The 13,545-nt window shown below is 72.7% G+C and carries 16 protein-coding genes; 3 read left to right on the top strand and 13 right to left on the bottom strand.

Annotation, left to right across the window (positions count from 1 at the left end):
* Positions 1-57: 57 nt before the first annotated feature.
* From ACFV1L_RS22020 to ACFV1L_RS21995, 6 genes are all read right to left on the bottom strand, one after another.
* Positions 58-465, bottom strand: coding sequence for a hypothetical protein (locus ACFV1L_RS22020; RefSeq protein WP_380368186.1), 408 nt, complete (start codon positions 463-465; stop codon positions 58-60).
* 121 nt (positions 466-586) lie between these two features.
* The gene (locus tag ACFV1L_RS22015) at positions 587-1,042 is read right to left on the bottom strand and encodes a hypothetical protein (RefSeq protein WP_380368184.1); all 456 of its coding nucleotides are present in this window, start codon (positions 1,040-1,042) and stop codon (positions 587-589) included.
* Positions 1,043-1,151: 109 nt separating this feature from the next.
* A complete protein-coding gene (locus tag ACFV1L_RS22010; RefSeq protein ID WP_380368183.1) occupies positions 1,152-1,592 on the bottom strand; it encodes a hypothetical protein in 441 nt (146 codons plus the stop codon).
* Between the two features lie 145 nt (positions 1,593-1,737).
* Positions 1,738-4,080 carry a hypothetical protein gene (locus tag ACFV1L_RS22005; RefSeq protein ID WP_380368181.1) on the bottom strand — a complete coding sequence of 781 codons (2,343 nt, stop codon included), beginning with the start codon at positions 4,078-4,080 and terminating at the stop codon, positions 1,738-1,740.
* A 41-nt stretch (positions 4,081-4,121) separates the two neighbouring features.
* Positions 4,122-4,544, bottom strand: a complete 423-nt coding sequence (locus tag ACFV1L_RS22000) for a hypothetical protein (RefSeq protein ID WP_380368180.1) — start codon at positions 4,542-4,544, stop codon at positions 4,122-4,124.
* A gap of 9 nt (positions 4,545-4,553) precedes the next feature.
* The gene (locus tag ACFV1L_RS21995) at positions 4,554-5,201 is read right to left on the bottom strand and encodes a hypothetical protein (RefSeq protein WP_380368178.1); all 648 of its coding nucleotides are present in this window, start codon (positions 5,199-5,201) and stop codon (positions 4,554-4,556) included.
* Positions 5,202-5,472: 271 nt separating this feature from the next.
* Here ACFV1L_RS21995 and ACFV1L_RS21990 point away from each other — a divergent pair, with 271 nt between their 5' ends.
* Positions 5,473-6,657 carry a hypothetical protein gene (locus tag ACFV1L_RS21990; protein WP_380368177.1) on the top strand — a complete coding sequence of 395 codons (1,185 nt, stop codon included), beginning with the start codon at positions 5,473-5,475 and terminating at the stop codon, positions 6,655-6,657.
* Between the two features lie 310 nt (positions 6,658-6,967).
* Here the strand turns inward: ACFV1L_RS21990 and ACFV1L_RS21985 are convergent, their stop codons facing one another.
* The 7 genes from ACFV1L_RS21985 to ACFV1L_RS21955 form a co-directional block, all read right to left on the bottom strand.
* A complete protein-coding gene (locus tag ACFV1L_RS21985) occupies positions 6,968-7,477 on the bottom strand; it encodes a hypothetical protein (RefSeq protein WP_380368176.1) in 510 nt (169 codons plus the stop codon).
* A gap of 325 nt (positions 7,478-7,802) precedes the next feature.
* Positions 7,803-9,551 carry a DUF2637 domain-containing protein gene (locus ACFV1L_RS21980; protein WP_380368174.1) on the bottom strand — a complete coding sequence of 583 codons (1,749 nt, stop codon included), beginning with the start codon at positions 9,549-9,551 and terminating at the stop codon, positions 7,803-7,805.
* On the bottom strand, positions 9,548-9,772 hold the full coding sequence (locus ACFV1L_RS21975; protein WP_380368172.1) for a hypothetical protein: 225 nt from the start codon (positions 9,770-9,772) through the stop codon (positions 9,548-9,550). Before ACFV1L_RS21975 ends, ACFV1L_RS21980 begins: the two co-directional genes overlap by 4 nt.
* Before the next feature lie 2 nt (positions 9,773-9,774).
* On the bottom strand, positions 9,775-10,470 hold the full coding sequence (locus tag ACFV1L_RS21970; RefSeq protein WP_380368171.1) for a hypothetical protein: 696 nt from the start codon (positions 10,468-10,470) through the stop codon (positions 9,775-9,777).
* Positions 10,471-10,475: 5 nt separating this feature from the next.
* Positions 10,476-10,784: a hypothetical protein gene (locus tag ACFV1L_RS21965; protein ID WP_380368170.1), complete on the bottom strand. Its 309-nt coding sequence runs from the start codon at positions 10,782-10,784 to the stop codon at positions 10,476-10,478.
* The gene (locus ACFV1L_RS21960) at positions 10,781-11,185 is read right to left on the bottom strand and encodes a WhiB family transcriptional regulator (RefSeq protein ID WP_380368168.1); all 405 of its coding nucleotides are present in this window, start codon (positions 11,183-11,185) and stop codon (positions 10,781-10,783) included. Before ACFV1L_RS21960 ends, ACFV1L_RS21965 begins: the two co-directional genes overlap by 4 nt.
* Positions 11,185-11,835 (bottom strand): hypothetical protein, encoded by a 651-nt coding sequence (locus ACFV1L_RS21955; protein ID WP_380368167.1) that lies wholly within the window; start codon positions 11,833-11,835, stop codon positions 11,185-11,187. Before ACFV1L_RS21955 ends, ACFV1L_RS21960 begins: the two co-directional genes overlap by 1 nt.
* Before the next feature lie 323 nt (positions 11,836-12,158).
* Here ACFV1L_RS21955 and ACFV1L_RS21950 point away from each other — a divergent pair, with 323 nt between their 5' ends.
* Positions 12,159-12,986: a GntR family transcriptional regulator gene (locus ACFV1L_RS21950; protein ID WP_380368165.1), complete on the top strand. Its 828-nt coding sequence runs from the start codon at positions 12,159-12,161 to the stop codon at positions 12,984-12,986.
* A 79-nt stretch (positions 12,987-13,065) separates the two neighbouring features.
* On the top strand, positions 13,066-13,371 hold the full coding sequence (locus tag ACFV1L_RS21945; protein ID WP_380368163.1) for a helix-turn-helix domain-containing protein: 306 nt from the start codon (positions 13,066-13,068) through the stop codon (positions 13,369-13,371).
* Positions 13,372-13,545 lie beyond the last annotated feature (174 nt).

The raw sequence follows: 13,545 nt of genomic DNA, 5'->3' as shown, positions 1-13,545 counted from the left end.
GGCGGCGGGGGTGCCGGTGGGCAGCGTCAACGCCCGGAGAGGCGGGCCTCGGCGGGGTCAGCGGTGCTGGAGTTCGGCGGCGGCCCCGGCGGGCAGGGCGAGTGCGGCGGCCTCGGCGAGGCGGGCGCGGAGCTGCTCGGAGGCGTCGACCGTCCGCAGCAGCGCCCGGTAGAGAGCGCGCTGGTCGGGGTCGTCGAGGTCGAGGTTGGTCTCGGACGCACCCGCGAGGCTGTACAGGTAGACGGTGCGGTCGGCGATCTCCCGGTGCAGGCCGAGCAACCCGGACTGGAACTCCAGCGGGCCGGTCAGCCGGTGCAGGGCAACCCGCTGGGTGGGGTCGTGGCTGGCCTGGGCGGCGGCGAGGTTGTCCTCGACCGCCGCGGCGACGGCGGCCGGGTCGTCCAGCGCGGGTTCGTAGCCGAGCAGGGGCGCGAGGTGCTCGGGCAGGAAGCGGTGCAGGTTCATGGGGTCCTCCGGCTTGGGACGGGGGCGGGGTGGTGGAGGCCGGGCCCGGGCGGGCGCGGCGAGGAGTTGTCGAAGCGGTGGTGGGCCGCCCGGGGCGCGGGGCCCGGGCGGCCCGGGGCGGTCAGTCGAGCGGGAGGGCTGCGGCGGCGGCCAGGTCGAGGCGGTAGCCCTGCCAGCCCCGGTGGTCGGGGTGCTCGGGCAGCTCGGTGACCAGTGGCCCCCACACCTGCCGGTTGCTCTCGTCGAGGTGGGCGGTCCACTCCTCCAGCTCCCACCGGTAGTGCTCCGGGTCGGTGACGCCCTCGGTGTCGGCGAACGTCCTCGCGGTGCCGTCGGCGGTCCAGTAGCGGCCGGTGGGGGCCATGCCGGCGGCGGTGAGGACGAGTTCGCCGTGAACGGCGTCGAACGGGGCGTCGGGGTCGCAGCCGGTGAGGACGTCGCGGAAACCGGCGGCGGTGACCACGGCCATCACCCGGCCCCGGCGCAACGCCTTGTGCGGGTCGTCGTCGGCGACCTCTTCGGCGGCGATGGCGAGCGTGCGGGGGTCGGGGAGGAGGTAGGAGAGGCGGGGGGTCATGGGCTGGTCCTTCGGGGAATCGGGCGGTTTCGAGCCGCGCCGGTACGGGCGGAGAGGGCTTGCCGGTGGTGGGCCGCCCGGGGCGCGGGGCCCGGGCGGCCCGGGGCGGTCAGTCGAGCGGGAGGGCTGCGGCGGCGGCCAGGTCGAGGCGGTAGGTGCGCTGCTCGGCGGTGGAGGGGAGCTCGGTGACGACCGGGGACCAGCCGTCGCGGGTGGCCTCTTCGAGGTAGGCGCTCTCCTCGCGCAGCTCCCACATGACGGCGTCCGGGTCGGTGACGCCCTCGGTGTCGGCGAACGTCTGCGCGGTGCCGTCGGCGGTCCAGTAGCGGCCGGTGGGGGTGAGGCTGGCGAACTCGCTCTCGACGAGCTCGATGTGCGCGGCGTCGAACGGCCGGGTGTCGTCGCGCATGGTGAGGATGTCGCGGACGGCGGCGGCGAGAGCGGCGGCGGCCGTCCGGCCGAGGCGGTCGTTGGCGTTCCTGGCGGCCTCGGCGGCCTGGTCGGCGGCGGCGCGGGGGTCGCCGGGGACGGTGTAGGTCTGGGCGGGCACGGGGCTCCTCGGTGCGGTTCCGGTGGAACGGCACGGCGGGGCGCGCCCGCTGGTGCGGGCGGTCCGGCGTGCCGACACCCCGACCTTAGCGGAAGTTAGCCAACTTTCGCTAGTGGGTCGGGGTGTCGGCACGCCGGACGCGGCGTCAGGACCCCACGGGGGCCGGCTTCCTGGCGAGGACGTACTTGCCGTGGGCAACGCGGAGGAGCTCTCCGGCCTCGGCGAGCTCGTTGACCGCGTTGTTGATCCCGCCGGGGCTGAACCCGGTCACGGCGGCCCGGATCTCGGCCACCCGCAGTGGGCTGCTTCCCTTGAAAGCGGCCCGGATCTGGCCCTTGAGGCTCGCGTCGGCCTCCTCCTTCATCTCGGTCACGGCCTGGTCGTCGCCCTCGCCCCCGTACTCCTCCTCGTCGTCGACCAGGACGACGGCGGGGGCGGCGGGGGCGGCCTTCGGTGCGGGGCCCGCGCTCGGGGTGCCGGTGTCGCCCGCGGGCGGCGTCCAGCCGTCGGCCGGGCGGCCGAGGTAGTCGGCGCCCGCGGCCTGGGCCGACGGCTCGTCCAGCGTGGCCGGGGCGTCGGTGCCGTACAAGGCGACGATGTCCTCGTTCAGCCCCGGCCAGCGGTCCACCCGCCACACCCGCATCAGCGTCGCCTTGCCCGCGGCGAACAGGTAGCCCATGCCGGCCGTGCTCTCGCCGTCGTCGTTCGCGGTGCCCGCGAACTTCGCGGCGATCTGCCCGGCCGGGTAGATCCGCTCCGGGATGTTCTCCAGCGTGAATCCCGCGGGCGCGATGCCGTCCAGGCCCATGCCCTTCGTGCTGCTGGACATGATCCGCATCATCACGCACGGGCCGTCCTTGCCCTGCTCGCGGATGGCGTTCTCGTCGCCGAGGTCGGTCAGGTGCAGGCTCTGCACGCCGAGGCGGATGCCGACGCCGACCTTGCGCCCGGTCTTCTGCACGTCGGCGATCAACTGCGCTGCCAGCCGCTTGAGTTCGGGGTTCGGGTGCGACAGCAGGCGGTTGATCTCGTCGCACGTCACGTTGAGGAGCGGGTACGGGTCGTTGATCCAGAACCCGGACCGGCCGAGCGAGCGGTTGATCGCCTCACGGGCCTTCATCACCCTGCTGAGCGCCTTGAGCATCCGGATCGCGCCGGCCTCGTCGCCGACCATCCAGTCGACGCGGCCCACCGCCTCCGGCAGCGACGCCCCGCCTTGCAGGTCGATGACCCAGCTCACGACCTTGTTGATCTTCTCGGCGGCGAGAATGTGCCCGAGCAGCACGGACTTGCCCGCGCCGGTGCACCCGGCGTCGATGCCGCGCAGCGCGCCCTTGTCCGGGTCGTACAGCGGAAACAGCGCGTACGACCCATCGTGCTGGACGCCCGCGCGAATCCGGCCGCGCGCGTCCATCACCAGGTCCTCGCGGGTGGCCTTGCGAATGTCGAGCAGCGGGTTGCGCGCGTACACCGAGATCAGCGCGTCCCGGACGCCGTCCGTCTCGACGACGACGCAGGTCGGGTCGGTGATCCCCAGCGCGGAGCACATCTGGCCGTGGCTGACCGACGCGGTGGTGCCCTGCCGCGCCCGGCCGTGCAGCACCAGGCGGTTGCCCTCGTTGCGGCGGCCCACCAGGGCCAGGCCCGGGGCGGCGCCGCCGGGGGCCTCGACGTGCCGCGCCCAGACCTCCTCCAGCGTGCCGGCCGGGCCGTCCACGGCGGCAGCGGTGCGCGCCGCGACGTTGGGCGTCACTGCCAGCCGCATCCGGCCCGGGCCGCTGCCCGGCACCGGCCCCCACGACACCCGGTCAACGGGGACGTCGAACAGGGCCGCCAGGCCGCGCACCTTCACATCGGGCACGGCCCGGCCCGGCTGCGCCACGACGACCGCCTCGAAGTCGGGGCCACCGCCGACCAGGACGATCGCGGTCAGCGCCGTCCCCGCCGCGATGCCGCGCTCGGCCCCGGCGGTCTGCGCCCAGAACTGCGCGAGGCGCTGCTCGTAGGTCGCCGGGCCCGGCATGGCCTGCGCGGCGACCGCGACGGCCTGCGCCCCGGCGGCCGTCGCCGCGGACGGCCGGGCGATCGGGATGCTGCGGGCGATCGGGACCAGCCACCACAGCACGGTGCCCCACAGCGCGGCGGCGAGGCCGTCCTCCCACCACGGCAGGTCAACGGCGTGGAGCATCGCCAGGTACAGCAGGCAGCCGCTCAGCGGGGCCAGCAGCCGTTGCGACAGACGCACCGTGCGCCGGTGGTCCTCCTCCTTGGCGGAGACGAACAGGACCAGGCCGGCGACCAGGAGCACGGAGAACGCGACGAGCTGCGGGGCGAGCGCCTCGATCTGCGAGCCGGCGGCAATGGCGCTCGCCGCCGCGAGGTACGCGCCGCGCTCGATCTTCTTGATCTTGCCGACCGTCTCCGCCGGCAGCGCCTCCGGGTCGGCGTCGGCGTCCTGGGTGTCGGTCGGGGTCTTGGCCGGGGACATGGGGTGTTCCTCCTAATCGGGTTCGGACGTACTTCGGGGGGTCAGTCGTTCGCGTACCAGCCGGGTTTGGCCATCGGCTCGGAGGTCTGCTGGGCGAGTTCGTGGATGCCGCCGTACTCGGCCTGGTGCTCGTACTGGGTCTGCTCGGCGGCCTGCGAGGCGGCATCCGCCGCGGAGGCGAGCCGGTCCGCCGCCTGCGCGACGCCGAGCAGGCTCGCCGCGACCTCCTCCACCATCCCGAGGTACCTCGGCGCGACCTCGGCCTGACCGCCCAGCCCGACCATGACCAGGGCCTCGGCGGCGTCCTCCTCCATCTGCTGCCTCGCGGCCTGCACCCGGTTCGACAGCAGCGCCATACGCCCGCGCAGGTAGAGGAGTTGCGCCTTCACCCGCAGGTACGTGAGCACCGCGCCGACGATGCCGCCAGCACCGCCGATGTCCTCGGCGAGGTTGATCTCGCTCATGATCGACTCCTAGTCCTGGTTGTGGATGCGGGCGGACGGCGTCACCAGGCCGACGTCTGCCGTCTGCGTGGTGATGGGCTGGTACTCGTCGTAGATCGCCGACTCGGCGACCTCGGACAGCTCCGCCGCGGCGAGCGACAGCGCGCCGATCTCCTCGATCGACTTCTTCATCACCTCGACCTGCTCCGCCATCCGTGCCACGGCCCGGTTGGTCCGCTTGCCGACGATGTTGTGCACCACGCGCAGCTCGTCCTGGAAGTCGTCGAGTTGCCTGCGCAGCCGCGTCGCCCGCGCCATCAGGTGCGCCGTGCCGTCGTGCCGGGCAAACGCCCGCTCGGTGATGTTCGAGAGCTTGGCGAGGAACCGGCGGAGGTTGATCTCGGTGGCGTGCTGGGGCGCGACCGCCTCCTCGCCGGGGCCGGTGATCGAGCCGACCAGCCCACTCGCGGACTGTGTGCTCGGCCGCACGGCCGCCTCGACCGCCCCGGTCGCCGCGGCGACCGGCCCTCCTCCGGCGCCTGCGGCGGCCGGACTGCTGGGCGGTGCGGCCGTCGCGACAGTCCCGGCCTGCTCGCGCTCCTGGTCCTCGCCACTGCGGGCAGCGGGCACCAGGGACAGCGCCGGGGCGGAGGGGACGGGCGGTTCGGTCGTACTCATGGGCTCCTCCGGGGCGCGCTGCGGAGTCGGGCGGGGGGACCTGGGCGGGGGGACCGTCACACGGCCCGTAGTAATGGCCGGGCGCTGGCGCTGAGGGCGCCGCTTGCGGGGCTCGCGAGGCAGGAACTCGTACACCGGCACGTCCGGCTCGTCCGGCTCGAAGTTGGACCAGCGGTTTGACGCACCGGGCATCCACCAGGAGTCGTCACCGCCCGGAGGCGGAGGCGGCGCGGCGGTTCGGTGCTTGAACCGGCCGCGCCAGCCGCCGGCCTTGCTGCTCTTGGCGCTCTCGGCGCCCGCCGAGCTGCCGCCCTGGGCGCGGTGCTTGAACCGGCCGCGCCAGCCGCCGGCCTTGCTGCTCTTGCGGCCCGGCCCAGACGGCGCGCCGCCCTTGCCCGACCCGGCGGACTTCCCCGACTTCCCCCCGCCGGACTTCCCCCCGCTGGACTTCCCGCTGCCGCCCTTCGAGCTCTTCGAGCCCTTCGAGCCCTTGGTGCCCGAGCTGCCGCCCTTGCCCGACCCGGCGGACTTCCCCGACTTCCCCCCGCCGGACTTCCCGCTGCCGCCCTTCGAGCCCTTGGTGCCCGTCCCGCCGGCACTCCCGGAACTGCTGCCGGCCTTCCCGGAGCCGCTCCCGGAGCCGCTCCCGGACTTCCCGGAACTGCTGCCGGACGAGCCGGACGAGCCGGACGAACCGCCGGCACTCCCGGAACTGCTGCCGGCCTTCCCCGGCTTTCCCCCACCGCCGCCGGCACCGGCTCCGAAGGCGCCCGCCGCGCCGCCCTTGCCGGGCTTGCTGTCGGACGAGCCGCCGCCGAGCGGCTTCCCGCCGCCGGTGCCGCCGCTGCCGGACTTCGCGGCGCTGCTCCCGGACGAGCCGGACGAACCGCCGGCACTCCCGCCGGACTTCCCCGGCTTTCCCCCACCGCCGCCGGAGCCCCACCACGACCCCTTTCCGGAGCCGCCTTTCCCGGTGGAGGTCTCACCAAATTCGGCGGCGGACTGGATCTTTCCCTTCTTCTTTCCGCCGTCGCCGTCCTTGCCGGGCTTCTCAGACTTTTCTCCACGAAGGGAGGCGATTGCGGAGTGGATTCCCCGCATTGCAGAAACAGCAATTCCGACCACGGCGGCCATGGAAAGGGCAATGAGGGACGCCGGGCTTTCCTGCGAGGGATTCCCAGGGTTTGCAAGGAATGTGTCCGGAATGAATCCCGGGGTCGGGGAGGGAGCGGGAGCGGCATTGTTCGAGGGGATTCCCTCGGACGCCATTGCGGCCATTTCAGCGCGGGCGATGGGGCCGGTCCAGCGGTCGGCCGCCGCCTCCGTCGGGGCGTCGGGTCCGGACGCCGCCGGAGGGCTCCCGCCGGACTCGCCGGGCAGCCCGATCCGGGGGAAGCGGATGACGGTCCCGTTCCCGTCGTCGTCATGGTCGGCCATGACCCCTCCAATCGGTTGACAGAGAGTGACATGGTGTGCCACCCTCGCGCGCGCGCGTCGCGCGCGCACATTGGGACCCCGCCCGGGTCCTTCCGGGCGGGGTGATGATGATGGTGATGATCACTGGGCGTTAGCTTCGTAGAAGGCGTGCAGAACCTTGGAGAGCGCCTCGAACAGCGAGTCGTCGCCGGCCTTGGCCCGCTTGGCCGCGATGGACCGCGCGAGATCCCAATTCACCTCGGCGCTCCGTTTCCACGTCTGCACGCCGTCCTGCCGCTCGTTCCAGAATTCGGCCCGGTTCCGCATGCTCCTGATATCCGGCGACTGGCTCACTGTGCCTGCCTTCCGTCGAATTCGGTGTAGATGCTCCACTCGGCCGTACTGACGGTGGCGGTACTTCCGTTGTTCTGCTGCACCGGCGGCGGTGTCGGGTTGAGGAAATTGCCGGTACTGAACTGCATGACGGGCGCGTTCATCTGCTGCCCGGCGGGCAACTGCCCGTGGTTGTTCTTGAGCGACTTCTTGGCCTCCGCCGCCGCCCGCTTTTCCGGAACGCGGGTGACCTGGTTGTGGTAGGTGGAGTAAAGGGCCTGGTTCGTGGCCGCGATTTTGGCGCTCAGGTCGCTCATCCGCCGGGCCAGACGGGCGACCCGCCAGGCCCTCCACCACCGCGAGAACATGCCGTCGCCGTCGATGTGGTGCTCCCGCAGGTGGGCGTTCAGGCGGTCGGCCATCTGCCGGTAGTGCATCGCGTCGTTGTGGTGGATCCGCATCTTTTCGCTGGTCAGCGACTGCAAACCGGGGTCGGTGAGGATCGCGTCGGGGACGTTGCCGTTCATGGCCTGTCTCATCTCTGCTCGGGCCGCCCAGTCGGGGGCCTGGTCGGGTACGGGCAGGCCCGTCCGGCTCCCCCCGATCGAGTGCGGGGCGGGGGAAGCTGGGCGGGCCTGTCTGCGGGAACGACGGCGGCCGGCCACCCCTCCTCGGGGTGGGCGGCCCCCGCAGGGGGCGGGGGGGGGGGCCGCGGCCAGCCCCCCGACGCCGCCGGCGGCGCCCGCCTCGGGGTGGGGGGGCGGGTTTGTGGGGGCGTGGGTCGGGGGGGCGCGCGGGGGGGCCGCCGCCGCGGTGGGGGGTCCGCGCCCCGCCGCTGGGGACGGGGCGGGGCTACGCGGCCTGCCCCAGCTCGCCGCCGGCGGCTCGCGCCGCGAGGATCTCGCGGGCCCGCTCGCGGCGGTCCTGGGCGGTGCCGTGGGTGAGCTTGAGCTTGTCCATCAGGTAACTGATAGTCACCTTCTCCTCGCCGAACTGCTCGATCATGCTGGCGACGGTCAGGGCCTCGCGCTCGATGGGGCTACGACGGGCCGAGGCCGCGGCTACGGATGCAGCCTCAAGGGCCGCGGCCATCTCCTCCTCCAGCTTCGCGGCGACGGCCGCGGCCTCGGCGGCGAGGCGCCGTTCCTCGGCCGCCTTACGCTCGGCCTCGGCCTCGGTTACGACCGCGTTCGCCTTGCTTACGGCCTCCCGCTCCGCGGCCTCGGCAGCCTTACGACGGTCCTCGGCAGCCTTACGGGCGGCCTCGTCGGCGGCGGCGGCGGCCTGCTCCTGGCGCCGGCGGAGGTCGGCGAGCTCGGCCTCGCGAACGGCCGCGGCCCTGGCCGCCTCGGCGGCCTCCTCCTGCTCCTTACGACGCCGCTCCTGCTCGGCGGCCCGCGCTTCCTCGGCCGCCTGACGCTCCAACCGCTGGCGCTCGATCTCCGCCGTGAGCTGGGCGTTTTCCGCCTTGCGGCGGATCTCGTCGGCCTCGAACGCGGCCTGCGCCGCCACCCGCTCGGCCTCGGCCTTGGCCTCGGCGAGAAGGCGCTCATTCTCGGCTGTAACCTTCGCGGCCTCGACCTGTAGGGCGAGCTCGTGCCGTCGTAGGACGGCGTCGGCAACCGTACGGGCCTCCTCTCGGGCCGCGGCGAGCTCAGCCTCGGCGCGCAGTCGGCGGGCCTCGGCCTCGGCCTTGGCCGTGTCGATCGCCGCCTGCCGCTCGACCGCCGCGAGCTCCGCGTCGGCCTTCTCCCGCTCCAGTCGTAGGGCGAGCTCGCGCGCCCGTACACCGGCCTCGTGCTCTCGTAGGGCCTCGGCGTCGGCCGTGTCGGCGGGGATGCCGAGGGCCTGCTCGATCGTAAGGCCGAGCCGGGCGAGCTTGACCGGCATCAGGGCTTCCGTAGGCGCGGTCTTGCGCCACTTCTTCCCGTAACGCTGCGTCATGAGCTGCCGGTAGATTTCGCGCTCCTTGAACAGCGCGAGAGCCTCCTCGTACGAGGGGATCTCCCACAGCAGCATCAGCCGCACGACCTGGAACGTGGTGATCGGCGCCATGAACCAGCGCGACGGGCGGGCCCGCTCCATCCGGACCCGGCCGTGGACCGCGTCGATCTGCACGGCGTAGACGTGGGCCGCGATCTCCGCGAACACCACCCACAGACCGGCGAGGACGGCGTGCCCGATCCGGGAGCCGAGGTTGCCGGCGGCGGCCCAGTTCAACCAGATGGTGAACCCGGCCCCCAACCTCGGCACCCACTTGACCCACCGGGCCGGGCGGCCGATCCGGATCAGGACCAGGTTGATCAGGCTGAAACCGAAGATCGACAGGTCGAGGCCGACCGGCAGCATCCACGGGTAGGCCCACTCCCAGCCGCCCTCACTGGCGGGCTTGGCGGCCTTCTCCTCCAGCGCGTTGTAGGAGGAGGCGAGGCCGATCCCGGACACGGCCGTAGCCACGGCCGCACCCAGGACGGCAATCGCCCAGTCGGCGAGCGTGAACCGCAGCGCCGCCCGCTTCTGCTGGTCGGCGAGGTAGACGGAATCGGCCGGGGCGGTCGCGGGCACCGCCTCGCCGGCCTCGTTGGGGGTGGTCACGGTCACGGGGAGAGCTCCTGTTCGAGGGGCGACGGGCGCCTGCTGACGTTGTCCAACCGGGTAATGATCTCCAACCCAATCGCACGCACGAGCGACCAGTCCCGGATCTCCATCGCTCGCTGCTGTTCGCGCAGCCGGTCGCGGGTCCAGTCGATCGCCTCGGCCCGCGTCCGGCAGGGCGGCCCCGACTGCTGCGGGGCCGCCCCGGTCGCGGCGGGCCGGGTCACGCTCACCCGTCCTGACCGGCCGTCAGCGCGGGGCGCTGAGCGGCGGCCGGGGCGAGGACCTGCTCACCGCCGCGGGCCTCCGGCAGCGGGTACCGGTCGAGGAGCTCGTCGAGCTCGTCGAGGAGGCGGGCCTCGGCCCGGTCCAGGTCCACCGCGTTGCGCTGCGGCCAGCAGGCGCGGTCGTCCGCGGTGAGCCCGTACTCGGCGTACTGGACGGCCACCGCGCGGGCCTCGGCGTCGCCCTGGTCCTCGACCACGTAGACGCTGTCGCCGTCGGAGGGCAGCAGCTCGGCCGGGTACGCGGCCTCGACCGCGGCGAGCTCCTCGTCGGTGAGCAGCGGGCCGGGGTTGAGCGGGTCGTCGCTGTCGATCATCGCGACGAGCCGGGCGTCGAGCGCCTCGCCGCCGAGCAGGCGGTACAGCGCCAGCAGACGGGGGTGCGGCGCGACGGCGCCGAGCTCGTTGATCCGGCTGCTGACGCGGTTGGACACGTCGGTGACGTGGTCCGTCGCGACGGCCAGCGACTCGGCCGGGCGGTGCAGGCCGATGCGCTCGACGCCGTAGCAGGCCGCACCGGTGCCGAGCGCGGCGGCGAAGGCGCCGGCCTCGGCAAGGCGCAGCAGGACCAGGCGCAGCGCGCGGGCCCGGTGGTGCGGGGCGTAGACCGCGAGGGCGGTGGTGGTGGCGGGAAAGGTCATGGGGCTCACTGCTCCTCGGTCGAGGCGTGGCGGGAGAGGGAGGCCGGTGCACGTTCCGCCGCAGGACGGATGGCTTGCGCGGCCGGGTAGTCGGGGGCCGGTTCGGCGAGGTGCGGCCGGCCGTCCGAGAGGGCGGCGGCGAGGGCTCGATCGAACTGGTGGGGCAGGCGCATCCAGACGGTCAAGGACGCGGCGTGCAGCTCGGCGAGCTGCTCGGCCCCGGGGAGGGGGTCGTCCGGGAATCCGGAGGCGGCGAGGATCTCGGCAGTGCGCCGCAGGGTGTCGCGGCGGCGCTCGGCGAGCGCCGCCATCACGCGGCGGCGCTGAGGTTGCCGGACTCGGTGCGGGAACGGCGGCGGATGCCGAGCTGGTAGGCGACCTGGGCGGCCACCTGCACACTCAACTTCCCCTCCCGCAGCAGCAGGCGGCGCTGTGCCTTGGTCATCCCGCCCGACACGCCGTGCTGGTCACGGGGGTGGGCGAGCTGCTCGCGGAGGCACTGGGCGCGGACCAGGAGGGGGCATGCGGCGCAGACCGTGAGGGCGTCCAGCTCGGCAGGCGAGGGGCGCATCGCCGACTCGCTCTCGCTGACCGGGTAGAACCGGTCGAGGTTCTCCTCCGCGCAGGCCCGGTCGGGGTCCGCCGAGACCGCGGTACTGGTCGCCCGGGCAACGGCGGAGGTCAGGGAACGGGAGCGGTAGTGAGCGGTAGCCATCACGCCACCACCGACGCGAGCGTGCCGTCGGTGCGGCGGAACCGGTAGACCGGGCCACTGCGGAACGGGCTGTGCTTCTGGACGCCGCGCAGCTCGGCCGCGGACCACGTCGGGTCGTCCGGCTCGCCGTTGGTGCGGTCCAGGAGCTCGAACTCGGCGGCGCGCTGGGCGGCCCGGCTGAGCCGCTGCTCGACGCCGGCGGCGCGTCGGACACGGGCGGCCTCGGACCGCTCATTCTTCGCGTTCCGCTCGGCCTCGATCCGGGCGGCCTCCGCCAACAGCCGGATACGGGCGCCCTCGGTGCGGGTGATGGCCACCGCCTCGGCAACCGCGGGCGACAGCTCGTCGTCGGCGGACAGCGCGGCGTAGTCCGGGTTCGTGTCGAGGATCGCGGACGCGGCGCGGTCGAGGTACACCTCGCGGGCCTCGCCGTCGCGCTGCTCCCAGAGCTCGGCGTCCACGCCGGTCAGGTCCGCGAGGCGGTGGGCGAGCTCCTGGTCGAGGTCCCCGCCGGCGAGCCACAGCTCGGCGGAGACGTTGCTGGTCGCCCGAACGATGCGGCGGGCGAGGGTGCGGCCGGTGGTCGAGTTCGCGCCGTTCCCCGTGCCGGTGACGGCGCGCATCTGCTGAGCGGGCACAATGGTGCTCATAGCGGGTGATCTCCCTGGTGTCGTCAGGTGATGTGAAGCCGCTATTGGAGGTCCTCGCCTTCTCCCGGCTTTCCACGGCCTACGGGAGTCGGCGGGGGCCTCTGCCCTTTTCGGGACTCTGCGGCTTTCCACGGCCTACGCAGAGCTACCCCGATCAGGGCATAGCGGTGGTGCTGCATGCCGTCACTCCCCGTTGCCCTGGGGCCCCGGTCGGTGGCGACGTGACGAGATTGACATCCCGAACACAGCTCTGTCAATAACCTAGGTTGTATGTCATGATGGTGCCGGTCGGGAGGAGGCATCCCGAGACAGGAGACAGAGAGATGCCCGAACAAACGTGGCGGCGGCTCTTCTCGGCGACGGAGGAGCTCATCCGGACAGGACGGTTCCCGCCCGGCACGAAGTTGCCCACGATCGCCGAGCTCGATCCACGCCAAAGCAGTGGCCGGCCCCGGTCGGCCGAAGCCGCCTTGCTGACCGCCGAATCGGAAAACGGTGATGGCTGGTCCAAGGCCAACGTGGAGAGGGCGTATCGCGAACTCGCCGCATACGGCCTGGTGGTTCAGCGCCACCGAACAGGGACGATCGTGCGCGACACCAGCGTGATTCCCATTCCGCTCAGCCGATACGGCCGAGTTCTCCAGCCGGGCGGACGGCGAGGACCCTGGGAGACCGCAACGGCCGAGGTCGGACTCGACGGCCGAATGGTTGCACTCGACGTACAAGAGGTGGCGGCGCCTGACTCGGTAGCCGCGCACCTTGAGCTACCCCCGGGCGAGCCGGTTGTCCTCCGACGACGACATGCGGTAGTGGGCAGCGAGGTGATCCAACTCCAGAGCGCCTGGTATCCCCTCGACATCGCACGCACGGCCGGCCTGAACCAACCCGGCAAGATCGCGGGGGGCGTCCTCGGTGCCATGCGAGCATCTGGCCTCACGCCCGTTGCTGGCGACGAGATCGTGGAGGCCCGCCTCCCCAACAAGGAGGAGGCCAGCGAGCTCGGCATTGGCCTGCGCGTCCCGGTACTCCTGGTCAGCCGGATTACGAGACTCGCGAGCGACGCCGCCGAGCGACCCATCGAGCTCGTGCAGTCCATTGCCGCCAGCGACCGGATCAGGCTGATCTACAAGGGCCTACTGCTCGACGGTTGATCTCGGCGCGTCGCAATCGACGCCTCACGCTCCGCTATGGAAGTATGGCGCGAGGCCATATTGAACGAGGGAGTCACATGTGACTGGCGGAACAAGTACCGAGGCGTACCTCCGCCTCACCGTGGCGACGCTTCTGCGCGCTACAGCCGACAGTCAGGCCGTCCTCGCGACCGCCTTGGGAATCTCTCAGGGACAAGTGAGTCGGCGGCTGTCTGGGCGCGCGTCGTGGACGCTCGCTGATCTCGACGCACTCTCCAGCCACTACGGCATCCCTGTACCGGACCTCCTGTGTGGGCCGACGCACGCGCTCCAGAAACTCCCGGCACGCCGCCAGGCGGCCATGATCGGAGGTCGTCAGCAAATGTTCCACGTCGTACCGGCCTAGCCGGTAGATCCCGCCCCGGAAATCGCGAAAGCCCCCGCGTCAGCTGCATCCCGAGAGTTCGCACCTCTCGGAGCCGACACAAGGGGCTCTCGCAGACCCTGCTTTAGGTCTCTGTCGAGTGTACCCAGCACCTTGGCGTATACCGCATCAGGAGGCCGGAAAGGCCGATTCGTG

It is taken from the genome of Kitasatospora sp. NPDC059646 (genome assembly GCF_042734615.1).
Taxonomy (GTDB): Bacteria; Actinomycetota; Actinomycetes; order Streptomycetales; family Streptomycetaceae; genus Kitasatospora.
This window is presented reverse-complemented; position numbering and strand designations above follow the sequence as displayed.

Coding starts and splice junctions, on each gene's coding strand:
- ACFV1L_RS22020 (WP_380368186.1), bottom strand. CDS start 465: ATGAACCTGCACCGCTTCCTGCCCGAGCACCTCGCGCCCCTGCTCGGC.
- ACFV1L_RS22015 (WP_380368184.1), bottom strand. CDS start 1,042: ATGACCCCCCGCCTCTCCTACCTCCTCCCCGACCCCCGCACGCTCGCC.
- ACFV1L_RS22005 (WP_380368181.1), bottom strand. CDS start 4,080: ATGTCCCCGGCCAAGACCCCGACCGACACCCAGGACGCCGACGCCGAC.
- ACFV1L_RS22000 (WP_380368180.1), bottom strand. CDS start 4,544: ATGAGCGAGATCAACCTCGCCGAGGACATCGGCGGTGCTGGCGGCATC.
- ACFV1L_RS21995 (WP_380368178.1), bottom strand. CDS start 5,201: ATGAGTACGACCGAACCGCCCGTCCCCTCCGCCCCGGCGCTGTCCCTG.
- ACFV1L_RS21985 (WP_380368176.1), bottom strand. CDS start 7,477: ATGAACGGCAACGTCCCCGACGCGATCCTCACCGACCCCGGTTTGCAG.
- ACFV1L_RS21970 (WP_380368171.1), bottom strand. CDS start 10,470: ATGACCTTTCCCGCCACCACCACCGCCCTCGCGGTCTACGCCCCGCAC.
- ACFV1L_RS21960 (WP_380368168.1), bottom strand. CDS start 11,185: ATGGCTACCGCTCACTACCGCTCCCGTTCCCTGACCTCCGCCGTTGCC.
- ACFV1L_RS21955 (WP_380368167.1), bottom strand. CDS start 11,835: ATGAGCACCATTGTGCCCGCTCAGCAGATGCGCGCCGTCACCGGCACG.
- ACFV1L_RS21950 (WP_380368165.1), top strand. CDS start 12,159: ATGCCCGAACAAACGTGGCGGCGGCTCTTCTCGGCGACGGAGGAGCTC.